This is a genomic window from Rhodococcus sp. G6(2025), from assembly GCF_058628105.1.
This window is the reverse complement of the sequence record NZ_CP179750.1, coordinates 6,589,385-6,614,141: the sequence shown is the minus strand read 5'-3', so window position 1 is coordinate 6,614,141 and position 24,757 is coordinate 6,589,385. Positions and strand designations below refer to the sequence as shown.

Annotated in this window: 24 protein-coding genes and 1 tRNA gene; 11 read left to right on the top strand and 14 right to left on the bottom strand. The window is 66.8% G+C overall.

The window, feature by feature from the left end; all coding sequences use genetic code 11:
- Positions 1-19: 19 nt before the first annotated feature.
- The gene (locus ACLIVD_RS30685; protein WP_491931143.1) at positions 20-1,141 is read left to right on the top strand and encodes a muconate/chloromuconate family cycloisomerase; all 1,122 of its coding nucleotides are present in this window, start codon (positions 20-22) and stop codon (positions 1,139-1,141) included.
- Between the two features lie 16 nt (positions 1,142-1,157).
- Positions 1,158-1,439, top strand: a complete 282-nt coding sequence (gene catC / locus ACLIVD_RS30680) for a muconolactone Delta-isomerase (protein WP_283333852.1) — start codon at positions 1,158-1,160, stop codon at positions 1,437-1,439.
- Positions 1,440-1,490: 51 nt separating this feature from the next.
- Here catC and ACLIVD_RS30675 read toward each other — a convergent pair whose 3' ends face one another.
- A complete protein-coding gene (locus ACLIVD_RS30675; RefSeq protein ID WP_005264060.1) occupies positions 1,491-2,684 on the bottom strand; it encodes an ROK family transcriptional regulator in 1,194 nt (397 codons plus the stop codon).
- Between the two features lie 151 nt (positions 2,685-2,835).
- On the opposite strand from ACLIVD_RS30675, the gene zwf reads away from it, so the two are divergent.
- The 5 genes from zwf (at position 2,836) to ACLIVD_RS30650 (ending at position 9,690) form a co-directional block, all read left to right on the top strand.
- A complete protein-coding gene (gene zwf / locus ACLIVD_RS30670) occupies positions 2,836-4,314 on the top strand; it encodes a glucose-6-phosphate dehydrogenase (RefSeq protein ID WP_491931142.1) in 1,479 nt (492 codons plus the stop codon).
- Complete coding sequence (gene edd / locus ACLIVD_RS30665) at positions 4,311-6,164, top strand: phosphogluconate dehydratase (protein ID WP_491931141.1); 1,854 nt, start codon at positions 4,311-4,313, stop codon at positions 6,162-6,164. The genes zwf and edd overlap by 4 nt, the downstream gene beginning before the upstream one ends.
- An 11-nt stretch (positions 6,165-6,175) precedes the next feature.
- Complete coding sequence (gene eda / locus ACLIVD_RS30660) at positions 6,176-6,802, top strand: bifunctional 4-hydroxy-2-oxoglutarate aldolase/2-dehydro-3-deoxy-phosphogluconate aldolase (protein WP_491931140.1); 627 nt, start codon at positions 6,176-6,178, stop codon at positions 6,800-6,802.
- Between the two features lie 29 nt (positions 6,803-6,831).
- Positions 6,832-8,010 (top strand): ROK family transcriptional regulator, encoded by a 1,179-nt coding sequence (locus ACLIVD_RS30655; RefSeq protein ID WP_283353734.1) that lies wholly within the window; start codon positions 6,832-6,834, stop codon positions 8,008-8,010.
- 228 nt (positions 8,011-8,238) lie between these two features.
- Positions 8,239-9,690 carry a sugar porter family MFS transporter gene (locus tag ACLIVD_RS30650; protein ID WP_009475028.1) on the top strand — a complete coding sequence of 484 codons (1,452 nt, stop codon included), beginning with the start codon at positions 8,239-8,241 and terminating at the stop codon, positions 9,688-9,690.
- Between the two features lie 37 nt (positions 9,691-9,727).
- Here the strand turns inward: ACLIVD_RS30650 and ACLIVD_RS30645 are convergent, their stop codons facing one another.
- Positions 9,728-10,459, bottom strand: a complete 732-nt coding sequence (locus tag ACLIVD_RS30645) for a FadR/GntR family transcriptional regulator (RefSeq protein WP_005251406.1) — start codon at positions 10,457-10,459, stop codon at positions 9,728-9,730.
- A gap of 167 nt (positions 10,460-10,626) precedes the next feature.
- Here ACLIVD_RS30645 and ACLIVD_RS30640 point away from each other — a divergent pair, with 167 nt between their 5' ends.
- The 3 genes from ACLIVD_RS30640 (at position 10,627) to ACLIVD_RS30630 (ending at position 13,752) form a co-directional block, all read left to right on the top strand.
- Complete coding sequence (locus ACLIVD_RS30640; RefSeq protein ID WP_491931138.1) at positions 10,627-12,021, top strand: GntP family permease; 1,395 nt, start codon at positions 10,627-10,629, stop codon at positions 12,019-12,021.
- A gap of 34 nt (positions 12,022-12,055) precedes the next feature.
- Entirely contained in the window at positions 12,056-12,607 is a 552-nt protein-coding gene (locus ACLIVD_RS30635) for a gluconokinase (RefSeq protein ID WP_105415478.1), read from the top strand.
- Between the two features lie 173 nt (positions 12,608-12,780).
- Positions 12,781-13,752 carry an alpha/beta hydrolase gene (locus ACLIVD_RS30630; RefSeq protein ID WP_317568247.1) on the top strand — a complete coding sequence of 324 codons (972 nt, stop codon included), beginning with the start codon at positions 12,781-12,783 and terminating at the stop codon, positions 13,750-13,752.
- Positions 13,753-13,808: 56 nt separating this feature from the next.
- Here ACLIVD_RS30630 and ACLIVD_RS30625 read toward each other — a convergent pair whose 3' ends face one another.
- Positions 13,809-15,305, bottom strand: coding sequence for an MFS transporter (locus ACLIVD_RS30625; protein ID WP_317568248.1), 1,497 nt, complete (start codon positions 15,303-15,305; stop codon positions 13,809-13,811).
- Positions 15,306-15,369: 64 nt separating this feature from the next.
- On the opposite strand from ACLIVD_RS30625, the gene ACLIVD_RS30620 reads away from it, so the two are divergent.
- Positions 15,370-15,750, top strand: coding sequence for a MarR family winged helix-turn-helix transcriptional regulator (locus ACLIVD_RS30620; protein WP_283333868.1), 381 nt, complete (start codon positions 15,370-15,372; stop codon positions 15,748-15,750).
- Positions 15,751-15,754: 4 nt separating this feature from the next.
- On the opposite strand, the gene ACLIVD_RS30615 is transcribed toward ACLIVD_RS30620, so the two are convergent.
- From ACLIVD_RS30615 to ACLIVD_RS30565, 11 genes are all read right to left on the bottom strand, one after another.
- Positions 15,755-16,558 carry a transglutaminase-like domain-containing protein gene (locus ACLIVD_RS30615; protein ID WP_164059878.1) on the bottom strand — a complete coding sequence of 268 codons (804 nt, stop codon included), beginning with the start codon at positions 16,556-16,558 and terminating at the stop codon, positions 15,755-15,757.
- A 51-nt stretch (positions 16,559-16,609) separates the two neighbouring features.
- The gene (locus tag ACLIVD_RS30610) at positions 16,610-17,449 is read right to left on the bottom strand and encodes an alpha/beta hydrolase (RefSeq protein WP_418339666.1); all 840 of its coding nucleotides are present in this window, start codon (positions 17,447-17,449) and stop codon (positions 16,610-16,612) included.
- Between the two features lie 70 nt (positions 17,450-17,519).
- Positions 17,520-19,118: a phytoene desaturase family protein gene (locus tag ACLIVD_RS30605; protein ID WP_491931137.1), complete on the bottom strand. Its 1,599-nt coding sequence runs from the start codon at positions 19,116-19,118 to the stop codon at positions 17,520-17,522.
- 33 nt (positions 19,119-19,151) lie between these two features.
- Positions 19,152-20,375: a cytochrome P450 gene (locus ACLIVD_RS30600; protein ID WP_491931136.1), complete on the bottom strand. Its 1,224-nt coding sequence runs from the start codon at positions 20,373-20,375 to the stop codon at positions 19,152-19,154.
- A 103-nt stretch (positions 20,376-20,478) separates the two neighbouring features.
- Positions 20,479-20,555 (bottom strand) — tRNA-Met (locus ACLIVD_RS30595).
- 61 nt (positions 20,556-20,616) lie between these two features.
- A complete protein-coding gene (locus ACLIVD_RS30590) occupies positions 20,617-21,255 on the bottom strand; it encodes an LON peptidase substrate-binding domain-containing protein (RefSeq protein WP_491931135.1) in 639 nt (212 codons plus the stop codon).
- A complete protein-coding gene (locus ACLIVD_RS30585; protein ID WP_007297214.1) occupies positions 21,255-21,728 on the bottom strand; it encodes a DUF309 domain-containing protein in 474 nt (157 codons plus the stop codon). The genes ACLIVD_RS30590 and ACLIVD_RS30585 overlap by 1 nt, the downstream gene beginning before the upstream one ends.
- Before the next feature lie 16 nt (positions 21,729-21,744).
- Positions 21,745-22,494 carry an ESX secretion-associated protein EspG gene (locus ACLIVD_RS30580; protein WP_491931134.1) on the bottom strand — a complete coding sequence of 250 codons (750 nt, stop codon included), beginning with the start codon at positions 22,492-22,494 and terminating at the stop codon, positions 21,745-21,747.
- The gene (locus ACLIVD_RS30575) at positions 22,491-23,828 is read right to left on the bottom strand and encodes a hypothetical protein (protein ID WP_491931133.1); all 1,338 of its coding nucleotides are present in this window, start codon (positions 23,826-23,828) and stop codon (positions 22,491-22,493) included. Before ACLIVD_RS30575 ends, ACLIVD_RS30580 begins: the two co-directional genes overlap by 4 nt.
- Before the next feature lie 3 nt (positions 23,829-23,831).
- Positions 23,832-24,416, bottom strand: a complete 585-nt coding sequence (locus tag ACLIVD_RS30570; RefSeq protein ID WP_491931132.1) for a DUF3558 domain-containing protein — start codon at positions 24,414-24,416, stop codon at positions 23,832-23,834.
- The gene (locus ACLIVD_RS30565) at positions 24,413-24,748 is read right to left on the bottom strand and encodes a hypothetical protein (RefSeq protein ID WP_327205294.1); all 336 of its coding nucleotides are present in this window, start codon (positions 24,746-24,748) and stop codon (positions 24,413-24,415) included. Before ACLIVD_RS30565 ends, ACLIVD_RS30570 begins: the two co-directional genes overlap by 4 nt.
- Between the last annotated feature and the right edge of the window lie 9 nt (positions 24,749-24,757).

The following is a 24,757-nucleotide window of genomic DNA, read 5'->3' as shown; positions in this document are numbered from 1 at the left end:
CCGTAGAGAAAGTGATCCGATGACCGACCTGTCGATCGTCTCCGTCGAAACGACGATCCTCGATGTGCCGTTGGTGCGTCCCCACAAGTTCGCCACCACGTCGATGACGGCGCAGCCGCTACTGCTCGTCGCCGTCACGACCGCGGGCGGCGTGACCGGCTACGGCGAGGGCGTCGTCCCCGGCGGCCCGTGGTGGGGCGGCGAATCGGTGGAGACGATGCAGGCGATCGTCGAGAAGTACATCGTCCCGGTGCTGCTGGGCCGGGGTGTCGACGAGATCACCGGCATCATGTCGGACATCGAACGAGTCGTCGCCAATGCACGTTTCGCGAAGGCCGCCGTCGACGTCGCGTTGCACGACGCCTGGGCCCGCAGCCTGGGCGTGCCCGTGCACACGCTGCTCGGCGGCGCCTTCCGGAAGAGCGTCGACGTCACGTGGGCCCTCGGCGCCGCACCCGCCGAGGAGATCATCGAGGAGGCCCTCGGTCTCGTCGAGTCGAAGCGGCACTTCAGTTTCAAGCTGAAGATGGGTGCGCTCGATCCCGCCGTCGACACTGCCCGGGTGGTCCAGATCGCGCAGGCTCTGCGGGGCAAGGCCGGCGTCCGCATCGACCTCAACGCCCGCTGGGACAGGCTCACCGCGCTGAAGTACGTGCCCCGCCTCGTCGAAGGCGGCGTCGAACTGATCGAGCAGCCCACACCCGGTGAGCAACTCGAGGTCCTCGCCGAGCTCAACCGCCTCGTCCCCGTCCCGGTGATGGCGGACGAGAGCGTGCAGACTCCGCACGACGCCCTCGAGGTCGCACGCCGCGGCGCCGCGGACGTCATCGCCCTCAAGACCACCAAGTGCGGCGGCCTGAAGAAGAGCCGCGAGGTGGTCGCGATCGCCAAGGCAGCCGGAATCGCCTGCCACGGAGCCACGTCCATCGAAGGCCCGATAGGAACCGCGGCGTCCATCCACTTCGCGTGCGCGGAACCCGGCATCGACTTCGGCACCGAACTGTTCGGACCGCTGCTGTTCAGCGAGGAGTTGCTGCAGGAACCGATCCGCTACGCCGACGGCCAGGTGTTCCTGCCCGAAGGTCCCGGACTCGGAATCGAGCTCAACATGGACGCAGTCAAGACCTGGACCAGGAACTAAAGGAGCACACCACCCGATGGCACTCTTTCACGTCCGCATGGACGTCGCCATTCCCCGTGACCTCGACCCGACGGTCCGGGACGAGACCATCGCCAAGGAGAAGGCGTATTCGCAGGAGCTCCAACGCTCCGGCAAGTGGCCCGAGATCTGGCGGATCGTCGGCCAGTACAGCAACATCAGCATCTTCGACGTCGAGTCGGCCGACGAACTGCACGAGATCCTGTGGAACCTTCCACTGTTCCCGTACATGACGATCGAGATCATGCCGCTCACCAAGCACGGTTCCGACGTCAAGTAGGCGGCTTCGCCGCCCGTGCGCGGTGAGCGAGTCTCTGGACTCGTCAACCGCTCACGGGCGCGGAGCGCCTGCGAGCAGCTGGTCCACCGCGCGCACGCTGAGGACGTGGTCGAGCGCCATGGTGGCGCTGCCGACGACTCCCGACAGTTCCCCGTGCGTCCAGGGGAGGATCTGAAGCTGTTGGGTGGCAACGGCGATCGCGTTGCCGTAGAGGGTTTCGCGTAGCCCGGCGACGAACGTGTCGTAGGCCTGCGCCATGTCGCCGCCGACGATCACGACCTCCGGGTTGAGGAGGTTGATCGCGCCCGACAGCACTTCGCCGATCTGCCGTCCGCTCTCACGGATCATCCGCCGGGCCTCGGCGTCCCCGGCCAGGGCGAGGGTGATGACGTCGCGAATGTGGGTGACTTCGCGTCCCTGCTCCTGCAGATTGCGGACCAGCGCCCACCCGCCGGCCACGGCCTCGATACAACCCACATCACCGCAGCGGCACACCACACCTTGTGCCGCTGCGGTTTTCGTGTGCCCGATTTCGCCCGCCGCGCCGAGGGCGCCCCGCTGGAGCACACCACCGGACACGAGTCCGGCGCCCAGCCCGGTCGACGCCTTGATGAGCAGCATGTCGGCGAAGTCGCGGCGTTCTCCGCGCCGCTCCGCCAGCACCATGACGTTGGCGTCGTTGTCGACGAAGACGGGCGCGTCGGTGACGTCGGCGAGGAACGGCTGGAGGGGGACGCCGTCCCAGCCCGACATCATGGGGGAGTTCAGGCTGCACCCGCGTTCGGTGTCGACGGTCCCGGGGAGGCTGATCCCGATCCCGACCGTCCGTCCCGCGGTCTCGCCCAGACTCTCGCGCAGCGCGATGAGACGTTGCGCGATGACGGGCATCAGCTCGGCCGGGCTGGTGCCGATCTCCTGCTCCACGTCCTCGGCGACGATGACGTCGCCGGCGAGGTCGCAGATGGCCAGCTGGGTGCGGCTCCGGCCGATGGCCGCCGACAGCACGACACCGGCCTGTACGTGAAACGAGAGCTTCACCGGCGGGCGACCCCCGGTCGAGACGCCCTCCTCGCGCTCGACGACGAGCCCCGACGCCTGCAGCGAGGAGACCCGCGCCGCGACCGCGGTGCGGGAGAGGCCGGTGAGGGTGCCGATCTCGGTGCGCGTCGTTGCTTGCCCTGCGCGAATGAGGGCGAAGACGTCGCCACCCGTCGCCGGGGAGGTCGTCGAGCGAGGCGTCCGCATGCAGGCCATTCAACCAACCGGACACGCGTCTGACAACGTAAGCCCCTGATCTTTGTTCGCAGAAATACTTAAGTCTGTATTGATCGAAAGCCAAAGGTCGCCTACTGTCGTCTGTGACGGCCCACACATCCGGCTTTCAGAGGGAGATGACATGTCACCAGCGACCACCGTGGAACCGTGCGATTTCGTCGTGTTCGGCGGGACCGGCGACCTGGCGGTTCGTAAGCTGCTTCCTGCGCTCTACCTGCGCGACAGGGACGGCCAGCTGCCCGCAGAAACCCGCGTGATCGGTGCCTCGCGAGCCGGTCTCGACACCGACGGCTACCGCGACAAGGTGCGAGGAGAACTCGCGCGGTTCGTCTCCGGCGATCAGCTGGATTCGGACACCTGTGAGCGATTTCTCAATCGCCTCGAATACGTCTCCGTCGACGCCGCGGACCCCGCGAACTGGGCGGGCCTCAGCGAGTGCCTCGCCGCGCGGGAAGGTTCGATCCGGGTCTTCTACCTGGCCTGCGCTCCCAGTCTGTTCGGGCCGATCTGTGACAACCTCGCCCTGAACGGTCTCGCCGACGCACAGTCCCGCGTCGTGCTGGAGAAGCCGATCGGACACGACCTCGCCTCGGCCCGCGCCGTCAACGACGCGGTCGGCGCCGTGTTCGAGGAATCGCAGATCTTCCGCATCGACCACTACCTCGGCAAAGAGAGCGTCCAGAACCTTCTGGTCACGCGATTCGCCAACACGTTCCTCGAACCGCTGTGGAACTCCTCGTCGATCGACCACGTGCAGATCAACGTCGCCGAGTCGCTCGGAGTCGGCAGTCGCGGCGGCTACTACGAGTCGGCGGGTGCCCTGCGCGACATGCTGCAGAACCACCTCCTGCAGATGCTCTGCCTCGTCGCGATGGAACCGCCCACCTACGTCGACCGCGAGACCGTGCGAGACGAGAAGCTCAAGGTCCTCCAGGCCCTCAAGCCGATGAGCCCGAAGGACGTCGAAAGCTGCACCGTCGCAGGCCAGTACGGCCCCGGCCTGGCCGACGGGATCGCCGTCCCCGGATACCAGGAGGACGTCGAGAACCCGGAGAGCACCACCGAGACGTTTATCGCCGTCAAGGCCGAGATCCAGAACTGGCGTTGGGCCGGCGTTCCGTTCTACCTGCGCACCGGCAAGCGCATGGACCGGCGCTGCTCGGAGATCGTGGTGCAGTTCAAGCCCGTCCCGCACCCCATGTTCCCCGGCAGCGAGGGCCACAGCGAACCCAACCGCCTGGTGATCCAGTTGCAGCCCCACGAGGGCATGCGGCTGCACATGACGGCGAAGGAACCTGGCCCCGGCGGTATCCGACTCAAGCCGGTGTCGTTGGACCTCAACTACATCGAAACGTTCAAGCGTCCGTCACCCGACGCCTACGAGCGGCTGCTGATGGACGTGGTCCGGGGTAACCCGACCCTGTTCATGCGCCGCGACGAGGTCGAGGCCGCCTGGGAGTGGGTCGAGCAGATCCTCGTCGGCTGGGAGAAGTCCGAGCGCGCCCCGCGCCGCTACCCGGCCGGCACCAACGGGCCCACCGACGCGACCACCCTGATCGAGCGCGACGGCCGCGCCTGGCACGAAGGAGTCACCGCATGACCGACGCACCCACACCGACGGCCGACGTGCACCCCGTCCTCGCCGCCGTCACCGAACGCATCATCGAGCGCAGCAAACCCGAGCGCACGGTCTACCTCGACCGTATCCGGGCGGCGGGGGACCGCGGCCCGGCGCGCGGCAAGCTGGCCTGCGCGAACCTCGCACACGGCTTCGCCGCGTCCGGCCCGGCCGACAAGAAGGCGCTGCGCAGCTTCGTCAAGCCCAACATCGCGATCGTCTCGTCGTACAACGACATGCTGTCGGCGCACCAGCCGTTCGAGCACTTCCCGCGGCAGCTGAAGGCCGCGGTCATGGAGGCCGGTGGCATCGCCCAGTTCGCCGGCGGTGTCCCCGCGATGTGCGACGGCATCACTCAGGGACGCGACGGCATGCAGCTGTCGCTGTTCAGCCGCGACGTCATCGCGATGGCGACGGCGATCGGACTGTCCCACGACATGTTCGACGGCGCCCTCATGCTCGGCGTGTGCGACAAGATCGTGCCGGGGATGCTCATCGGCGCCCTGGGGTTCGGTCACCTGCCGACGATCTTCGTCCCGGCCGGTCCGATGACATCCGGTCTGCCCAACAACGAGAAGTCGCGCGTGCGGCAGTTGTACGCGGAGGGCAAGGCCGAACGCGAGGAACTGCTCGACGCGGAGGCGGCGAGTTACCACGGCGCGGGCACGTGCACGTTCTTCGGCACGGCCAACTCCAACCAGCTCCTCATGGAGGTCATGGGCCTGCACCTGCCCGGGTCGAGCTTCGTGAACCCCGGTACCCCGCTGCGTGACGCACTGACGTCGGAGGCGGGAAGGCGCGTCACCGGTCTCACCGCACTCGGCGACGACTACACGCCGGTCGGCGAGGTCGTCGACGAGAAGGCCGTGGTCAACGGTTGCGTGGCGCTGCTCGCCACCGGCGGTTCGACCAACCACACGATGCACCTCGTGGCGATCGCCCGCGCCGCCGGAATCACGCTCACGTGGGACGACCTGTCCGAGTTGTCCGCGGTGGTGCCGCTGCTCGCCCGGATCTACCCCAACGGCTCGGCCGATGTGAACCACTTCCACGCCGCCGGTGGACTCGGCTACGTCGTGTCCTCGATGCTGGACGCGGGACTGCTGCACGAGGACGTGAAGACCGTCGTCGGCCCCGGGCTCCGCCGCTACTCCGAGGAACCGAAGCTGTCGGGCGAGGGCGTCGAATGGCAGCCGGGCACACGAATCAGCCTCGACACCAGCGTGTTGCGCGGACCGGAAGATCCGTTCGACGTCAACGGCGGGCTCAAGATGCTGACCGGAAACCTCGGTTCCTGCGTGATGAAGACCTCGGCCGTCCACCCGGACCACCGCGTGGTGACCGCTCCGGCCAGGGTCTTCGACGATCAGCTCGACTTCCTCGCCGCGTTCGAGGCAGGCACGTTGACCGGCGATTTCGTGGCCGTACTCCGGTACCAGGGCCCACGCGCCAACGGCATGCCCGAATTGCACAAGCTCACCCCGGTTCTCGGCGTTCTGCAGGACCAGGGCCGGAAGGTCGCGCTGGTCACGGACGGCCGGATGTCCGGTGCCTCCGGGAAGGTTCCGGCGGCCATCCACCTCACCCCCGAGGCGGCCGCGGACGGACCGCTCGCGCGTGTGCGGGACGGTGACGTCCTGACCGTCGACGCCGTCACCGGCTCCGTGAACGTGCACCTCGACGACGAGGAACTGGCCGCCCGCCCGGCGACCGGTCGTGCGCTCGGTGTCGACGAATGGGTCGGCACGGGCCGTGAACTCTTCGCGGGTCTGCGCGCCGCTGTCGGACCGGCGACCCAGGGCGCCAGCGTTTTCCACCCCCAACCCGTCTAAGGAGTATCCCAGTGACGAACAGCCCCTCCCTCCTCGACCGCGTCCCGGTCATCCCCGTCGTCGTCGTGGACGACCTCGGCGACGCGGTGCCGGTGGCTCGCGCGCTGGTGGCCGGCGGCATCCCGATGATCGAACTGACCCTGCGCACGCCGTGTGCTCTCGACGCGATCAAGGCGATCGCGAGCGAGGTGCCGGAGATCTGCGTCGGTGCGGGCACCATCGTGGAACCGGTGCAGGCTGCGCAGGCGGCCGACGCGGGAGCACAGTTCCTGGTGTCGCCGGGTAGCACCGAAACTCTGCTGAAGGCCATGACGGACACCGGACTGCCGCACCTCCCGGGCGCGGCGACGGTCTCCGAGGTGCTCTTCCTGCTCGAGCACGGCTACCGCGAACTCAAGTTCTTCCCCGCCGAGGCGTCGGGTGGCGCGAAATTCCTCGGCTCGATCCACTCACCGGTTCCGGCGGCACGGTTCTGCCCCACCGGCGGCATCTCGACGTCGAACGTCGACGACTACCTGTCGCTGCCCAACGTCGGCTGCGTCGGCGGATCCTGGCTCACGCCCGCCGACGCCGTGAAGCAGAAGGACTGGGACCGGATCAGCGGCCTCGCGCGTGAGGCGGCGGCACTCGCCCGGTAGCAGGAGAAGCGGCGCGGTACGGTGATGTGGTGCGCGACAGTGACAACGGTGACTCCCAGAGGCCGGGTTCTCAGTCCTCGCTGAAGTCCGCCAACCAGCACCGTGTGGTCCGCGCGCTCCAGACGTCGGGTGAGCTCACCCAGGCGGAGATCGCGCGTCGCACCGGGTTGGCTCCCGCCACCGTGTCCAACATGGTCAAGGAATTGACCGCGGCCGGGATGGTCGCCGTGCCGGGCGGCGACCACCCCGGCCAGCGGGGCCGCGCGGTGCGACTGACCCGCAAGCTGGGGCTCGCGGTCGGGATCGACTTCGGGCACCGGCATCTCACCGTGGCCGTCGCCGACATGGCACACGAGGTGCTCGCCGAGGAGCGCGTCGAACTCGGTGCCGGGCACCGCGCCGAGGACGGCGTGGTGCAGGCGGGCGCTCTTCTCGACGCGGCCCTCGATCGACTCGGCTGCGACCGTACGTCCGTCCTCGCGGTCGGAATGGGTCTGCCCGCGCCGCTCGAGACCGACACCGGCGAGGTCGGTGGCCCGTCGATCCTGCCCGGGTGGGTCGGTGTCGACGCGGCCGCCATCGCGTCGGAGTATCTCGGCACCGCGGTGCACGTCGACAACGACGCGAACCTCGGCGTGCTCGCCGAACACATGTGGGGAGCGGGCCGGGGAACCACCGATCTCGCCTACATCAAACTGTCCGACGGTGTGGGAGCCGGGCTCGTCCTCGACGGCCGGCTGTACCGCGGAAGAGGCGGCACCGCAGGCGAAATCGGCCACCTGACACTCGACGAGTTCGGTCAGGTATGCCGCTGCGGCAACCGCGGCTGCCTCGAGACCCTCGTTGCCTCGCACGTCGTGATCGGACTGCTCGCACCGAGTCGCGGCCCCGATCTCACCATCGCCGACATCGTCGCGATGGCCGAGGGCGGCGACGCCGCCTGCATCCGGGTGCTCGCCGACACGGGGCGGCACGTCGGGGTCGCGGTGGCGAGCCTGTGCAACCTCGTCAATCCCGAACGACTCGTCATCGGCGGCGAACTCGCGCTGGCCGGCGAACTGTTGCTCGGGCCGATGCGCGAGGTCGTCGGCCGCTACGCGGTGCCCAGCGCGGTCCGTTCCCTGGACATCCGCGTCGCCGAACTCGGCCCCCGGGCGCAGGTGCTCGGCGCCGTCGCGCTGGGTCTGCGATCCGCGCTTCCGGCCTGACTGTTCGCCGCTGAAGTCTCCCGCCAGCTTGTGGGGTGAACTCTGCGCACGTCACGGTAGCCTCGTTCATTTATGAACATATCTACGGTGAAGGTCGCCTATTTATGTTCACATCTTGACGGTTCCCTGTTTCGTTGCTTACTGTGTGCCGCACCACAACGAATGCGCTCTCGCGCAGGCCTCGGCTCGATCCGAGACTCGATCACCCCCTTGCTCACGAGGAGTCCCATGACTGAAAACGTCCTGTTGCCCGGTGCGGAATCGCCCGGCGACACAGCAGAGGGCACTTCGGTTCCCGTCCGTATCGCGGTCGTCGCCGCACTCGGCGGGTTGCTCTTCGGCTACGACAGCGCAGTCATCAACGGCGCGGTGTCGGCGATCGAGGGCAAGTTCCAGGTCGATTCCGCTCTCCTCGGATTCGCGATCGCCTCGGCACTGCTGGGCGCCGCGGCGGGAGCGATGCTGGCCGGGCGGATCGCCGACCGGTACGGACGCCTCGTCACCATGCGGGCCGCTGCGGTGATGTTCCTGCTGAGCGCCATCGGCACCGGATTCGCGGCCAACGTCGAGATGCTGGTGACGTTCCGGATCGTCGGCGGCATCGGTGTGGGTCTGGCCTCGGTCATCGCACCCGCCTACATCGCCGAGATCTCGCCCGCCCGGGTGCGCGGACGTCTCGGGTCGCTGCAGCAACTCGCGATCGTCACGGGCATCTTCGTCTCGCTCCTGGTCGACTACGCCCTCGCGGCCATCGCCGGCGGGTCGCAGGAAGAACTCTGGTTCGGGCTCGAGGCCTGGCGCTGGATGTTCCTCGCGATGTGCGTGCCCGCACTGGCCTACGGACTGCTGTCTCTGACGATTCCCGAATCTCCCCGTTACCTGATCGCCCAGGGCCGCCTCGGTGAGGCCCGCGGCATCCTCGCGGTCCTGCTCGGCGAGAAAGGCCTGGACCTCAAGATCGAGAGCATCCGCTCGACGCTGGCCCGCGAGACGCAACCGTCGATCCGTGATCTGAAGGGCTCCGCGTTCGGCCTGATGCCGATCGTCTGGATCGGTATCGGACTCTCCGTCTTTCAGCAGTTCGTCGGTATCAACGTGATCTTCTACTACTCCAGCGTCCTGTGGCAGGCAGTCGGCTTCGACGAGGGCAGCTCACTGCAGATCACGGTCATCACGTCGGTGGTCAACATCGCCACCACCCTCATCGCCATCGCCTACATCGACCGGGTGGGCCGGCGGCCGCTGCTGATCATCGGCTCCGCCGGTATGGCCGTGACGCTCGCGACCATGGCGTTCATCTTCGGCACCGCGTCCACCACCGTCGTGGACGGCGTCACGACGCCGCAGCTGACCGGACTGCAGGGTCCTATCGCCCTCGTCGCCGCCAACCTCTTCGTGGTGGCCTTCGGAATGTCGTGGGGCCCCGTGGTGTGGGTCCTGCTCGGCGAGGCGTTCCCCAACCGCATCCGGGCCGCCGCCCTGTCGCTCGCCGCGGGCGCCCAGTGGGCGGCGAACTGGCTGATCACCGTGACGTTCCCGTCCATGAAGGACTTCTCACTGGGGATCTCGTACGGCTTCTACGCCGTGTGCGCGGTGCTGTCCCTCGTCTTCGTGTTGCGCTGGGTCAAGGAGACGAAGGGCGTGGAACTCGAAGCCATGCATTCGGATTCGGTCGCGTAAAACTTACCGCGCTGCGAAGAAGGCACCCGCGAGTAGCTTACTCGTGGGTGTCTTCTTCGTCCTTCATCTGCTCGACCGCCGTCGCGGATTCGCTCACGATCGCGCGCATGGCCGCCTCCGCCGCGTCGGCGTCGCCCATCTGAATGGACGACGCCACGACGCCGTGGAGGCGGATTGCTTCCGTCTCGGCGACGTGCGGCATCAGTGAGTGCCGGGTGCGGCCCTCGAGCACTTCCACGACGATCTGCGACATCGCGCGCAACAGGGGATTCCCCGACGCGGTCAGCAGCGTGCGGTGAAAATCGGAGTCGTGGGCCAGGTAGGCGTCCGTGTCCGCGGCGCGGGACGTCGACGACATTCCGATGACGGCGGCCGTCAGCGCCCCGCACTGTTCGGGCGTCGCGCGTGTCGCCGCGAGACGCGCGGCGAGCGGTTCGATGCCCGACCGTAGTTCGCTCAGGCTCGACAGCTGTTCGAACCGCTGCGGGCCGGCCAGCTTCCACCGAATCACGCTCGGATCCAGTGAATTCCAGTGCTCCTCGCCCAGGACGGTGATCCCGACGCGACGTCGCACGGCCAGCAGTCCGAGGGATTCGAGAACCCGGACCACCTCCCGGACGACGGTTCGGGAGACGGAGTACTGGGTGACCACGTCGTCGGCGGAGATCCGGGTGCCGGGTGCCACGACGCCGGCCACGATGTCGCTACCCAGCCGATCGAGCACCGTTTCGTGCAATTGCCGGTACTCGCCGCCGTCTGCGTTGGTCATCCGCCGATGTTCCCACGGCTGCCTCCATTGAACACACGTTGGCACGCTATCCAGCCTCTAAGTAGTACTTAATAAGTCCGGGGCTTGAAATCATATGGTTTATGGGGCACAGTGACGTGAGTCACGAGTAAGGGTAATTCCATCACCGATCTCCCTGGAGCAACAGAATGAGTACCGCGTCACTACTCGCAGCGGCCGACAGTGCCGGTCACGACGCGCGGCTGATCACGGCTGCCGTCGTCGGCGTCGCCGTCATCATCGCGCTGATCACCTGGCTCAAACTCCACCCGTTCCTCGCGCTGTCGATCGGCGCCGTCGGCGTCGGTATCGCCGCAGGTCTGGGCGGGCAAGACTCGGTGAAGGCGTTCGTCGAGGGCTTCGGGGCCACGATGGGCAGCGTCGGAATCCTGATCGGATTCGGTGCCATGTTCGGCAAGTTGCTCGCCGATTCCGGTGGTGCCGACCGCGTGGTCGACACCCTCGTCGGACGGGCGGGCCCGCGGACGCTGCCGTGGATGATGGCGCTGGTCGGCGCCGTGATCGGCCTGCCGATGTTCTTCGAGATCGGCCTCGTGCTGCTGATGCCTGTCATCATCCTGGTCGCGCGGCGTTCGGGGTTGTCGTTGATGCGGATCGCGATTCCCACGCTGGCAGGTCTGTCGGCCATGCACGGTCTCGTTCCGCCGCACCCCGGGCCCCTGGTCGCGGTGGCGGCCCTGAACGCCAACCTCGGACTCACCCTCGCCCTCGGCGTCCTCGTCGCGATTCCCACCGTCGTCATCGCCGGGCCGCTGTTCAGCAAGCTGGCGGCACGCTGGGTGGACGTCCCCGTCCCCGAGCTCTACGTGACCGTCGAGGACCGGGAAGGCGCCGAAGCCGCCGCCGAGCGTCGCCGGCCCAGCTTCGCCGCAACACTGTCCGCCATCCTGCTGCCTGTCGTCCTGATGCTGGGCAAGGCGGTCGCCGACGTCATCGCCGCCGACTCGGAGTCGCCCGCGAAGGCGCTGCTCGACTTCCTCGGAACGCCGGTCGTGGCCCTCGGACTCGCGGTGCTCGCCGGGATGGCGCTCCTCGGCCGGGGTGGCGGCATGGACCGCAAGGCCATCGCCGTCTCGCTGGAGAGTTCACTGCCCCCGATCGCCGGAATCCTCCTCATCGTCGGCGCCGGCGGCGGATTCAAGCAGGTCCTGATCGACACCGGCATCGCCGACGTGATCGCCGACGCGATCAAGGACAGCGCCCTTCCCGTGCTGTTCCTCGCCTGGCTCGTGGCCGTGCTCATCCGCGTCGCCACCGGATCGGCCACCGTCGCGACGGTCACCGCGTCTGGCATCCTCGCACCCGTCGCCGCCGAACTGACCTCCACGCACGTCTCGCTGATGGTGCTGGCGATCGGCTCCGGCTCGCTGTTCCTGTCGCACGTCAACGACGCGGGATTCTGGCTGGTGAAGGAATACCTCGGCATCACGGTGGTGCAGAACCTGAAGACGTGGACGGTGATGGAATGCATCATCTCGGTCACCGGTCTCGCCGGGGTCCTCGCACTGAGCGTATTCATCTAAAGGGGGCTGAGAAATGTCGAGTGAGGTTGGTGAGATGCACGTGAGTACGCGCGAACCTGCAGGACGCACGCCGCAGACGGTAGATCCGGTCCTGGTGCTGATGGGGGTGTCCGGGTCCGGGAAGTCGACGGTCGCGGGAATCATCGCCGGCGCCATGGGCTGGGACCTCCAGGAGGGAGACGCCCTGCACCCACCCGCGAATGTCGCGAAGATGGCGTCGGGGCAGCCGTTGACCGACGAGGACCGCTGGCCGTGGCTCGATGTCGTCGCGGGGTGGATTCGAGAACACACCGAGAACGGTCTTCCCGGGGTCATCACCTGCTCGGCGCTGAAGCGCAGCTACCGCGACGTGTTGCGGGGCGACAACGTCGTCTTCGTGCATCTCGCCGGGTCGCGGGCGCAGATCGGGGAACGGCTGACCGCCCGGCTCGACCACTTCATGCCCCCGTCGTTGCTGGACACACAGATCTCGACGCTCGAACCGATCGAGCCGGACGAGGACGCGATCGTGGTGGACGTGGGCGGATCGCCCACCCAGGTTGCGACCGAGATCATCGCTCGGCTGGAGGAGCGACTGGCTCGGTGAACCTCCGGCAATCGGACGGAAATCGGTCGAAGTCGCTCGGCAACGGGCGGCTTCGACTTACCGTGGCGGGAGGTCTCGGAGAGCGGACGTGAGAAGTTTCGGGTGCGTTTCTCTCCGGATCGCCCTAGGGTGTCCACTTGGCTGGACAAGCGTCCGATACAACGGAGGGCAGTATGCGAACGCGTGAATCGATCGTGTGGCACTGGGATGTCAGTCGCCGGGCGCGCATGACGTTCTGGTTTGCCAGGGCTTTCGTCAAACCGCTGTTCACGATATGGCCGACGACGGACCGCGGCATCGAATTGCTGGCGACCCTCGACGAGCTGATCGACCGGCTTCCCAAGCCGAAGGGCCTCGACATCGAGGCGATCTCGCTCGGCGGGGTGCCGTGCGAGAAGATCACCCATCCGCGACCCACGATCACGTCGATGGACGGCGCCACCATCCTCTACTTCCACGGCGGCGGATTCGTGTTCTGCGGGCTCGCCACCCACCGGGCACTGTGCGGACTGCTCGCCGCACGTTCGGGTGCGCCCGTCGTCTCGGTCGAATACCGGCAGCTTCCCAAGGGTGCGATCGGGGCGTCGCTGGTGGACGCCATGACCGCGTACACCGAGGTGCTGAAGGTCTGCGACGACCCCAGCAGGGTGATCGTCGCGGGGGACTCGGCGGGTGGATATCTCGCGATGAAGGTCGCGGAAGTTGCCGCGTTGCGGGGCCTCACCCGCCCGGCGGCCGTCATCGGGTACTCCCCGCTGCTCAACCTCGACCTCGAGGATCACGACCCCGATTTCATGAAACGTGACGCCTACCTGCCGATGTCGCAGGTGGCCAAGCTGAAGGATCGCTGGCTGGCCGGGCCCGATCAGATTCCGGGCGCCCAGTCCCCGGTGAATGCGGACCCGGCACTGTTCCCGCCCGTTTTCCTCACCGCCGCCGAATACGAGATCATGCGGCCCGACGTGGAGATCATCACGGACCGGTTCGATCGGGAGGGGCGGCAGATCGAGACCCACATCTGGAGTGGGCAGATCCACGCGTTCCCTGTGATCGGCAAGGTGCTGCGGGAGAGTCGCACGATCATCGGACTCACCGTCGACTTCGCGTCCCGCGCGCTCACGGAGTCGAAGCGGCACTCGGCCTGAACGATGTGAACGGCAGAACGGGTGAGCCTGTGCCCACCCGTTCTGCCGTTCGGGTCTCACGCGGGGTTGAGCACCCTGCGCAGCAGCGGTGACACCGTGATCAGCAGTCCCAGCAGTGCGACTCCCGTGACGAGCACGAGGCCGGAGTGGAACTGGTGGAACCCGGCGCCACTGATCCCGGCGGCCGTGTGCGAGCCGGCGGTGACGAGTGCGGTGGTGAGTGCCAGCACGAGCGCGGCACCGACCTGCGCGGACGTCTGCACGAGGCCCGACGCCAACCCCTGCTCGGAGTCGTCGACGCCCGACGTGGCCTGGGCCATGATCGACGTGAAGCCCAGTGCGAAACCGACGCCCAGCAGCAGCACGCTCGGCAGGATCGCGACCGCGTAGTGGGGCTGGTCGCTCCCTGCGAAGAGGAACCACAGGTAGCCGAGGCTCAACGAGGTCAGTGCCGCGATGATCATGCGTGCCGTGCCGAACGCGTCGATCAGGCGTCCGACGAACGGCGACCCGAAGGCCACGATGATGCCGGCGGGCAGGAGACCCAGCGCCATCTCCAGCGGCGACCATCCGAGCACCGACTGCAGGAAGATGGTCATCATGAACTGGAAGCTCAGGTAGGAGCCGAACAGCGCGACGATGCTGAGGTTCGCCCGCACGATCGAGCCGACCCGGAGGATGCTCAGACGCACCAACGGGTGCGCCACCCGGTTCTCCACGACGAAGAACGACGCCAGCAGGGCTGCGGCCAGAGCGAACGAGCCCAGCGTGAGCGGATCGGCCCAGCCGCGGGCCGGTGCCGACACGACGGTGTAGACGGCGAGCAGCATTCCCGACACCAGCGTGGCGGCGCCCACGATGTCGTGTCCGCCGTTGTCGGCGGCGCGGTCGCGGGGGATCAGGACGGCGCCCGCGACCAGGGCGAGGACCGCGAACGGCACCGGCATCAGGAAGGTCCAGCGCCACCCGGCGCTGGTCAGCAGTCCGCCCAGGATCAGGCCGGACGAGTAGCCGCTGGCTCCGAAGACGGAGAAGATCGACAGCGCCCGGTTGCGGGCGGGCCCCTCCTTGAACGTGGTGGTGAGGATGGACATCGCGGTCGGTGCGGTGAACGCCGCGGCGAGACCCTTCACGAAGCGGCTCGCGATGAGCAGCGTGCCGTTGTCGACGAGTCCGCCGACCAGGGACGCGATCGCGAACACGGTGAGTGCGATCAGGAAGACGCGGCGGCGGCCGAGGAGGTCGGCAGTGCGCCCGCCCAGCAGCAGCAGACCACCGAATCCGAGTACGTATCCGTTGATGATCCATTGGAGTGAGGTGGTGGACAGCCCCAACTCGGTTCCGATGGAGGGCAACGCAACACCCACCATCGAGACGTCGAGACCGTCGAGGAACATGACGAGGCACAGCACGGCCAGGACGCCCCAGAGGCGGGGTGTCCAGGCCTGGTCGGTCGACGGGGTGGCGGTAGCGCCCGACGAGATGGCGAGGTCCGGGGTGGCGTCGCTGATAGTCACAGGGAGAATGTAGATGCATGTGCAATCAATGCGCAAGCACTAATTTCGTTTGCATTTAATTCGCTTGCACCTTTTGCGTACGCGCGCTAGGGTGCGGGGCATGAGCTCTGAAGCAGACCTGCGCGGCACGTGGCGGCTGCTTGCGAGCAGATACAACTCCATCGCCTGCGAGTTGGATCGTGAGATGCAACACGCCCACGGCCTGAGCATGAGCGATTTCGAGACGCTCGACCGACTCATGGACGCCACCTGCGAGCGACCCCGGATGCAGGACCTCGCGGCCGAGATGTACCTCAGCCCCAGCGCCCTGTCCCGGAGCGTGGCCCGGCTGGAAAGGGCGGGCCTGGTCGCGAGGGCGCTGTGCGAGGCGGACCGGCGGGGGGTGTTCGTCGACGTCACCGACGCCGGCCGTGAGGTGCACGCCGACGCCAAGAAGATTCAGGTGGGCGTGCTCACCGAAAGGCTCTCGGACGCAACCTGACCCGTCAGGTCAGTGAGGTGGGTGTCGCATAGTCGTCATACGGGAACTCGCCGTCGACGACGGCAGTCACCACGGTGTTTTCGAGCGTGATCGCCCCGCCGTGATTGTCCAGGAATGCCGTGTCCGCGGCGTCGCGACCCGTCGCGATCCGCAGGAGTGCCGAACGCGGCGCCAGTCGGGTCGCGTCGACCACACGCCATTCGTCATCGACGAACGCCTCGACGACAGCATGGAAGTCCATCGGATCGCACCCCGGCGCGTACACGGCCACCAGCCGCGCCGGAATGGTGACGGCCCGCAGAAGCGCCACCGTGAGGTGGGCGAAGTCACGGCACACGCCCGCCCCGGACAGCATCGTGTCGACGGCGCTGTCGGTGGATCTGCTCGAACCCGCCTGGTACAGCAGTCGCGATCCCACCCAGGTGGTGATGTCCTGCAGCAGTTCCGAGTGCGGCTTGGACAGATTGAATTCGCCGCCGGTGAAGCCGAAGAACTTGTCCGCCTCCGCATATCGGCTCGGGCGCAGATACTTCGACAGGTCGTAGTCGGTGACCGGAGGCGAATCGGCCTTACCCAGAACGGAAGCCGAGTACTCGACGTGCAGCGAGCCGGGTGCGCTGTCCAGGAGGTGGACGCGAGTACCGTGCTCCGCCACCATCTCTCGTGCCTCGACACGGTTACCGTCGAGGGTGAACGTCAACGATTCCGACAACTCCGAACCGGGCGTCCGGGCCACCGCGATCTTGAATTCGAGACTGGTGGCGTCGGTGACCTCGATGTCGAGAGTGGCGCTGACGTGACGTTTCATCAGCCCATCCTGGCATCCATCGTCCGGGGGTGCAGAACACCCCCGACGAAGTCAGGCCCGTACGCGCGGCCGCAACCACTCGACGAGGTCGTCGAGTACCTCCTCGTTCTCCGGTTCGTTGAACACCTCGTGGAACAGGTTTTCGTAGATTTCCACCGTGAGATCCTCCGAACCGACGTACTCCGCGATCAGTTCCGTGCCGTGCACACTCGCGAGTCCGTCGTCCTGGCCGTGCTGGAGAAGCAGGGGAATCGTCAGCGACGGCAGACGTTCCGGCAACCGTTCGGCGGCGAGGATCATCCCGCGCGCAATCCCGGCAGGCACCTTCCCGTGGTGGACGAGGGGATCCTCCTCGTACGCCGACACGACCGCAGGATCGCGGGAGACCAGCTTCGCGTCGAGCGACTCGACGGGCACTCCGGGCAGGAAGCGACCCACCAGCTTGCCGATCTCGACCACGATGCGCGGCGTGCCGCTCGTCACGTCGACCGCAGGCCCGGACAGCATGAGTGCCTTCAGGTCCTGCTGGTGGTCGAGTGCGTAGGTCAGCGCGATGGAACCGCCCATGCTGTGCCCGATGAGGAACCGGTCGGTGCCGGGCCAGTCCGTCGACGCGATGCCGAACAACTGGTGCAGGTCGTCGGTGAACTCGGTCCAGTCCTTGAGGTGGACCCGTTTGCCGCCCGACCGCCCGTGCCCACGGTGGTCGGGCGCGTAGATCGCGAGGTCGAGTTCCCCGAGCCGTTCGATCACATGGTCGTAGCGCCGGGCATGCTCCCCGAAGCCGTGGCACAGAACCAGCACGCCGCGCGGGCGCCGCTCGGGGAGCCACACGTCGTAGACGATGGGAATTCCGCCGACGCCGGCGAAGGATGATTCTCGATGCTGCATGATGCCCCTTCGTGGTCCGAATTCGACGACTCAGATCATTGCACGGTGTGGTACCCCGGCACGGGACAAATTAGGGTATCGGTCCCTTCGACAACAGGTCGATCACGGCGCGCGACGTGCGCCGCCGCAGCCACCCGCGCGGTCCGTCCTCGCCCAGCGCGGCGCGGGCGGCGTTCAGGCCCGACACCCCGTGTACGCCCCCACCCGGGTGCGCGGAGGCGCTTCCCAGGTACAGGCCCTGAACCGGCGTCTCCGAACGGGACGTGCCCGGCCCCGGCCGGAAGATCAGCTGCTGATGGAGTTGCGCCGTCCCGCCGTTGACGGCACCGCCCACGAGATTCGCGTCGGCCGCCTCGAGATCCGACGGGCGCTGGACGACCCGTCCGACGACCCGCTCCGAGAAACCCGGTGCGTGCGCCTCGAGTACATCGTCGACTCGCGCGGCCAGCAGATCGGCGGACGCGTCGTCGGTGATGTCGCGCGGTAGATGCGTGTACGCCCAGGCGCTTTCGGTGCCCTCCGCCGACCTGGTGGGATCCGCGGTCGTCATCTGCCCGAACAGCAGGAACGGGCTGGACGGGACGGTGCCGGTGGTCAGGTCGGCCATCCAGTGGACGAGTCCGTTGTCGTCGGCCCCCAGGTGGACGGTGCCCGCACCGTTCAGGCTGGGGGAACGCCACGGAATCTTCTGCGACAAGGCGTAATTGACCTTCAGGACCGGCGTGTCCCACTCGAAGTGTGCGAGGTCGGCCCGCACGCGGGCGGGGACGGCGTGGTCCGGAAGCAGCGACCCGTACAGCGCGGGCGCAGAGACGTCGGCGATCACCGCCCGACGTGCCGTGTAGCGGCCACCCGACGCCGTCCGCACCCCCACGGCGCGACCCAACCGGACGTCGATCCCGGTCACGGCGTCGCCGTAATAGAAGCGCACACCCGCGTGCTCGGCTCGGCGCACCATCGCGGCCGACAACTCGCCCGCGCCGCCCACCGGAACGGGGTAACCGCCGTCCTGGGCGAGCATCGTCAGGATGTAACCCATGACGCCGCTGCCCGGTGCGTCCGGAGGGGTATCGGCGTGCATCGCGTTACCCAGCAACAGAAGTCGTGCCGCCTCACTGCGGAACAGTTCATGGGCCATCCGCCGTGCGGGCAGGAGGAGGAATCGGGCCAGCCGCAACGACTCGGCGGTCCCCAGCTGTCGCAGCAGTCGGCTCGGACCACGCACGGGCGGGAACGGGCTGAACAGGGTGCTCAGCAGCGGTTCCTTGATGTCGTGCCACTGCTCGACGAGCGCCGTCCACGCGGCGCCGTCACCAGGTTGACGGCGTTCGAGGTCGGCGGCCGTATCCGCGGGGTCGGGATGGATCACCGGCGCGTCCTCGTCGGCGGCCGAGCGGGCGTGCCCGAGCGCGCTGGGCGCGTGACTCCACCGAAGACCGTGCGACTCGAGATCGAGACCGCGGAGCGCCGGCGACACGGTGGACAGGGGATAGAACGCGCTGAACAGGTCCGACGTGAAGCCCGGGACGAGTTCCGCCGACCTCACCGCACCGCCGGGCGTCGGCTGCGCCTCCACGACCGCGACGTCCCAGCCCGCATCCGCCAGGGTCGCGGCGGCGACGAGTCCGTTGGGACCGGATCCGATGACCACTGCGTCGACGTTGTTCACCCGACCAGGCTGTCAGAAAAGGCGGCGCTCCGCTCAGAGGGACGAGGGCGTGAACGACACCGGCAGGTGCTTGAGCCCGTTGATGAAGTTGGAGCGCAGGCGCTGCGCCGGTGCAGTCTGTTCCATATCGGGCATACGACGCAGAATCTCGCTCAGCATCACCTTCATCTCCGCGCGAGCAAGGTTGGCGCCGAGGCAGAAATGGTGACCACCGCCGCCGAACGCAATGTGCTGGGAATAGTGGCCGGTGGGCCGGTCGATGTCGAACGCGTAGGGGTCGTCGAACACGGCCTCATCGCGGTTTCCCGACATGTGCCAGATGACCACGCGGTCGCCCTCGGAGATCTCGACGTCGTGCAGCACGGTGTCCGTGGTCGCGGTCCGGCGGAACTGCATGACGGGTGTGGCCCAGCGCAACCCCTCCTCGATCAGAGCGTCGAGCTTGGACGGATCCTCGAGAACCTTCCTGCGCTCCTCGGGATTCTCCATCAGCGCCAGCTGGGTGTGTGAGATGGCGTTGCGGGTGGTCTCGTTACCCGCGACCGCGAGGAGCATGAAGAACATGTTGAAATCCAGTTCGCCCAGCTTCTCGCCGTGTACATCGGCCTGGATGAGAGCTGTCGCGATGTCGTCGCGCGGGTGCTTCTTGCGGTCCTCGAACATCTCCAGGCTGTACGCGAACATCTGGGCCGCCGCCGCCCGTTCCTGCCCTTCCTCGAGATGGAATTCCGGATCGGACGAGCCGATCATCTGATTCGTCAGATCGAAGATCAGCTTGCGATCCTCCTGGGGCACGCCCAGGAAATCGGCGATCGCTTGAAGCGGGAGTTCGGACGCGACATCGACGACGAAGTCGCACTCGCCGCGCTCGATCACCGCGTCGACGATGGTCGTGGCCCGACGCGCGAGAATCTCGTGCAGCTGGCCGATGCGGCGGGGCGTGAAACCCTTGCTCACGATCTTCCGCAGCACCGTGTGGTCCGGTGGGTCCATGTTCAGCATCATCAGCTGCTGACCCGCCAGGTCGTCCGGGCTCAGGTCGTCGATGTAGGTGGCACCCCGCCACGACGAGTACGTCTCGGCGTCCCGGTTCACCGTCACGATGTCGGCATGCCGGGTGACGCACCAGAACGGGTCGCCGCGCTCGTCGAGGTGCCGGTAGACCGGGGCCTCCCGCCGCAATACGGCGAACATCTCGTGGGGCACGCCCTTCGCGAAGGTGTCCGGGTTGTAGAGATCGACGTCGGCGAGCTGCACTGTCCCTCCTGAGGCCTCACGTACGAGAATACGTTCTAGTCCTGGAGGATGTGGAACAACGAAAAACGGCTCCGGAGAATTGAATCTCCGGAGCCGTTTCCAGTGGTAGCGGGGACAGGATTTGAACCTGCGACCTCTGGGTTATGAGCCCAGCGAGCTACCGAGCTGCTCCACCCCGCGTTGCATTGACAACACTACACCCTTCCCGGAGTGCTCTTGACCAACCCCGGGGAGGGCTAGGTCACATCAGCCGGAACTGGACCATTTCGATGGCGTTCTCGATCGCCTCGGACACCTCCCGCAGGCGTTCGTCCGCGCCGGCCGCAGCGAGGATCTGCAGGCGGTCGGCGTCCCCCATCGGAATGTAGGTGGCGATCTCGTAGAGCCTCGTGCCGAGCGACCCGCGGAAACCGCCGATGACGGGAACGTCGGGCGGGACGTTGCCGGTCTCCGTCGCGAGACGGCGGAGGAGGCCGTACAGGAATTCGAGTCTCTCGATGAGGGACGGGAATTCGTAGTCCGCTGTCTGGGTGCCGGTGTTCTCGTCCGGCCACACATCGACCTCGGCGATCGGATACGGGTTGTCGGGCAACCACTTCGACACCTTGATCCGTTCCTCGGTGCGGCAGAACAGCTCATACCGCCCCTCGCCGATCGACGCGTGCGACTCGATCCGCGCGATGGTGCCGACATCGTGGCGGATGTCGCCGCCGCCCACCTCGTTACCGCGGGCAATGAGAACGACCCCGAAGCGGGGACCGTCCGGTGAGTCCAGGCAGTCGCGAACCAGTTCCTGGTAGCGGGGTTCGAACACGTGGAGGGGGAGCTGCTGACCGGGCAGCATCGTCGAGCCCAGCGGGAACATGGGAAGCAGAGTCATCAGGGGATTCTCAATCGGGGTACGGGCGTCGCCGGCAGCGGGTCGACGCGATCGATCTCGTCCGTGAGGTGTTCCGACCACGTCAGGAGGCCGGCGATGTCGAGGCCGTGCGGCGCCTCCACCTCGTAGTGCCGGATCCGGTCGTGGCCTTGGCGCAGCAGTGACCGCGCACCGGTCTTGTTGCCCCGCATCAGGTGGGTGAGACCCACCGCGAGCTGGGCGAGCCCCTGCCACAGTTCCCTCTCGTCCTCGGGGGCGATCTTCCACGTACCCTCGAGGATCTCGTGGGCATGGAACGGCATGCCGTGGTCGAGTAGCCGCTGAGCCTCGGTGATCGCCTCGTCGGGTGGTAACCGGAGGTCGTCGGGGATACGCGGTACCCCTTCGGCGTCGTGCGGCAGGGGTCGGCCGAGCTCATCGCGGGGGCGCGCGTTGAGGGGTTTCCCCGTCCCGTCCCTGTCCCGATCGGTCATGGGACAAGGGTAACGCTCAGCCGCGGGTCGGCGAAGGGTTGGCGAGGGCCTCCGACACGCGTTTCGACAGCTCGTCGCGAACCAACCGGACTGTCGCGGACCGCAGGTGAACGCGGTCGTCCTGGTGATAGAGGTACCGGCCGTCCGCTTCGACGTCGATCCAGGTCAGTTCACCCAGAACGGGCTCGTCGAGCCCGTTGCGAGCACCCCGAATGCAGATATACCCGATTCCGGTCCGTGGCCGGCCCACGATCCTTCGCAGGAGAGTGCCGTCGGAGGCTCGGGCGTTCTGCAGGACGGAAGTACCGCTGCCTCGGTTCTCGAGGTCGTCGGGGTGCGCAGTCAGGGACGGGGTCCGTCCGGGCTCACAGTCGGGCAGGTCTTTCAGGAGTTGGGTGGTCAGCCAATCGACGCCCGCGGTGCCGGCGTGGATCCGGATGTCGCCGCGGCCCGGTGCGCCGCGCAACTGTTCGGCGACGACAGCGACCCTGTCACGGATGCTGCCCCTCCGGCGAAGCCCCGACTCGAGTTCGGGGGAGGGGGCGAGCACCGTGACGGACAAGTGCGGATCCCGGAGCGCCTGGATCGCGGCGACCAGTTTCGGTTCGTCGAGCGCGGTCCGCCACTGCTCCAACTCGCGTTGCTGGAGGGCGTACTGGTCTTCCGTCGCGGCCGCGGACCGGTATTGCAGCGGGTACGGCATCCGGTCGAGATCGGTTGCCTCCCAGAGGCACATGAACTGGGCTGACGTCAGCCGCCAGTTCATGCGCCGATCACCGGGGGTGCGACGGGGTCGAGTGTGCCGATCAGTTCGTTGCCGTTGTCGACGGTGATGAGGTAGCTCGGCGTCTGATGCTCCGTGTCGCCATCGCCGTTGCCGCCTGCTCGACCGGGTGCACCCATCATCCCGGGTGCCATACCCATTCCGGGTCGACTCATGCTCGGTTTCACCGGGGTCGCCGCCGCAGCAGCGGCAGCCGCCCCTGCGCCGGCCGCGGCGCCACCGGACGGGATCGGACCACCCGGAACCACACCGCTCGAGTTGGACTCGGACTCGCGCTTGTCATTCTTCCAGCGCGCGCTCGACGCCGAACCCCCCACGCCCGAGCCGCCGGCACCGGACCGCGAACCTCCGACGAGTCCGCCGCCATAACCCGCGGCGCCCGCGCCCGTGCCGGACTGCGAACCCGCGCCGACCGCATTCTGCGCATTCGCAGCGGCAGTCTGTGCGGCCGAGCCGGATCCAGCCCCGGCGCCCTGATTCGCAGCGGCTTCGGCATTCGCCGCCGACGTCGCCGCAGCATCCCCTGCGGAATCCCCGTCCGCTGGGGTCGCCCCGTTCGCCGACGAATCGCCCTCGCCCGACGAAGAGGAGGTATTGCTGTCGGCTGTGCCCCAGGGGTTCGAACCCTGAGGGGACGTTCCATGAGCATTCAGGACACCGTCGGAGCTGGCACCATCTCCAGAAGGGGCGTAAGGCTCCGGGAGTTGCGGAACGTTCGTGCCGACATCGCGGTAGTTCGGCACGTAGATCGCTTCCAACCTCCGAACCGCCTCGAGTCGTGCGGCTTCCCTCGAAGTCTCGGACGTTTCCGCGGCAAGCGGACTCAGCGGGAGTTGGGACAGGACACCGTCGGAACTAGCCGGCTGAGGCACAGACGCTTTCACGTCTGCAGCCGCGCTGCTCAAGATATCGAGCTTCACGGCGATTGCTGCGATACTCGATGTCAGCTGACCGCTGGTTGCAGCGAGTTTCTCGGTCGCTTGTGCCGCGGCATCCGCCGCGGCACCCTCCCAACGCTCAGAAATCGTATTGCGGAGGATCGCGAATCCGAAGGCAAGTGGGAGCGAGTTCGAGATGCTGTGGCAGGCCTGGGCAAGATCACCGATTGCATCGGGGACCATAGCTTGGGTTTTGTTGTACATCTCCTCGTGGCTCATGCCATGGAAGCTCTCCATTGTGTTGATGTACGGATCGTCGGGTAGAGAATCATGCGAGAGTTTACCGGCCGAGTCCTGCAAAATTGCGCGTCGTTGTTGGTCTGCGCCGTGAGGACTCAGCGAGTCAAGGATCACGGATAGCGGGTCCTTCGGTGCCATCGCTCAGCCCTCCTTTGGGATGTACCGTTCGAAGATGCGAGCCGTGTCCTCCAAGCCAGCACACCATTCGGCTTCCGGTGCAGGGCCCGGGTAATTGGGAAAGATGCTGCGCGTGAGACCGAAGATTCCAAATGAAGTTTCCATGCTTAGGTCGCATGAATTTGTCACACCGGTGTCGAACTTCAGGAGTCCTCGCCGTCCGTTGATATCGGTCGGGGTGGCGTGTTCTTTCGACTTCTCTACTTCCTCGGCGAACGTGATGTTTCCGGAGAGCACGTTCATCCCGTAAAGCCGCTCAGGCGTCTTATAGCTGCATCCGAGGAAGGTGTACTCGTCTGGAGTGAAGTCTGCGTTCTTCTCAGTCGCAGGGTTATAGCCAGCCTCTATCAATGCCGAGTCGGGGATGTCCAAGCACGGATCAAAGGTGACGTGCGCACGATCAGATTTGTCGACATGGCGAGGTGCTCGAGCTGTGGGTTGTACCGCAGAGTTGTCCGAACCGACTTGCCCCGTGGTTGCCTGGGTGCTGCAGCCAGCAAGGATCAAGATGATCGATGCAACGCCGATGACTTCTCTTGTTCGATTCATTTGTCCAACTGCTCCCGGATCGCAGCAATGGCATTGCCAATTGCGCTGTCAACGTCGGCGAATGCGTCCCCTCCAGCCAGGAAGGTGTCTCGCATCAAAGTGATTGCATCGCGAAATTGGTTCAACCGCTCATGAACTGAACCGCTATCGCCTGTGAACTTTCGCGTGTATCCAGCTTGGAGTTCCTGCGCAGAGTCGAATCCACCAAAGCCACTAACGAACCGCAGCCGATCGGCCAACATCACCGCGTCGTCTAGCTGCTCCAGCATCGTGTTGCACACGCCGACGCATTTCTCGATTGCGTCATCTTCCAGACGCAGTGTTTTGCTCATCCCCATCCC

Coding starts and splice junctions, on each gene's coding strand:
- ACLIVD_RS30685 (WP_491931143.1), top strand. CDS start 20: ATGACCGACCTGTCGATCGTCTCCGTCGAAACGACGATCCTCGATGTG.
- catC (WP_283333852.1), top strand. CDS start 1,158: ATGGCACTCTTTCACGTCCGCATGGACGTCGCCATTCCCCGTGACCTC.
- ACLIVD_RS30675 (WP_005264060.1), bottom strand. CDS start 2,684: ATGCGGACGCCTCGCTCGACGACCTCCCCGGCGACGGGTGGCGACGTC.
- zwf (WP_491931142.1), top strand. CDS start 2,836: ATGTCACCAGCGACCACCGTGGAACCGTGCGATTTCGTCGTGTTCGGC.
- edd (WP_491931141.1), top strand. CDS start 4,311: ATGACCGACGCACCCACACCGACGGCCGACGTGCACCCCGTCCTCGCC.
- ACLIVD_RS30650 (WP_009475028.1), top strand. CDS start 8,239: ATGACTGAAAACGTCCTGTTGCCCGGTGCGGAATCGCCCGGCGACACA.
- ACLIVD_RS30645 (WP_005251406.1), bottom strand. CDS start 10,459: ATGACCAACGCAGACGGCGGCGAGTACCGGCAATTGCACGAAACGGTG.
- ACLIVD_RS30640 (WP_491931138.1), top strand. CDS start 10,627: ATGAGTACCGCGTCACTACTCGCAGCGGCCGACAGTGCCGGTCACGAC.
- ACLIVD_RS30635 (WP_105415478.1), top strand. CDS start 12,056: ATGCACGTGAGTACGCGCGAACCTGCAGGACGCACGCCGCAGACGGTA.
- ACLIVD_RS30630 (WP_317568247.1), top strand. CDS start 12,781: ATGCGAACGCGTGAATCGATCGTGTGGCACTGGGATGTCAGTCGCCGG.
- ACLIVD_RS30620 (WP_283333868.1), top strand. CDS start 15,370: ATGAGCTCTGAAGCAGACCTGCGCGGCACGTGGCGGCTGCTTGCGAGC.
- ACLIVD_RS30615 (WP_164059878.1), bottom strand. CDS start 16,558: ATGAAACGTCACGTCAGCGCCACTCTCGACATCGAGGTCACCGACGCC.
- ACLIVD_RS30610 (WP_418339666.1), bottom strand. CDS start 17,449: ATGCAGCATCGAGAATCATCCTTCGCCGGCGTCGGCGGAATTCCCATC.
- ACLIVD_RS30590 (WP_491931135.1), bottom strand. CDS start 21,255: ATGACTCTGCTTCCCATGTTCCCGCTGGGCTCGACGATGCTGCCCGGT.
- ACLIVD_RS30585 (WP_007297214.1), bottom strand. CDS start 21,728: ATGACCGATCGGGACAGGGACGGGACGGGGAAACCCCTCAACGCGCGC.
- ACLIVD_RS30580 (WP_491931134.1), bottom strand. CDS start 22,494: ATGAACTGGCGGCTGACGTCAGCCCAGTTCATGTGCCTCTGGGAGGCA.
- ACLIVD_RS30575 (WP_491931133.1), bottom strand. CDS start 23,828: ATGGCACCGAAGGACCCGCTATCCGTGATCCTTGACTCGCTGAGTCCT.
- ACLIVD_RS30570 (WP_491931132.1), bottom strand. CDS start 24,416: ATGAATCGAACAAGAGAAGTCATCGGCGTTGCATCGATCATCTTGATC.
- ACLIVD_RS30565 (WP_327205294.1), bottom strand. CDS start 24,748: ATGAGCAAAACACTGCGTCTGGAAGATGACGCAATCGAGAAATGCGTC.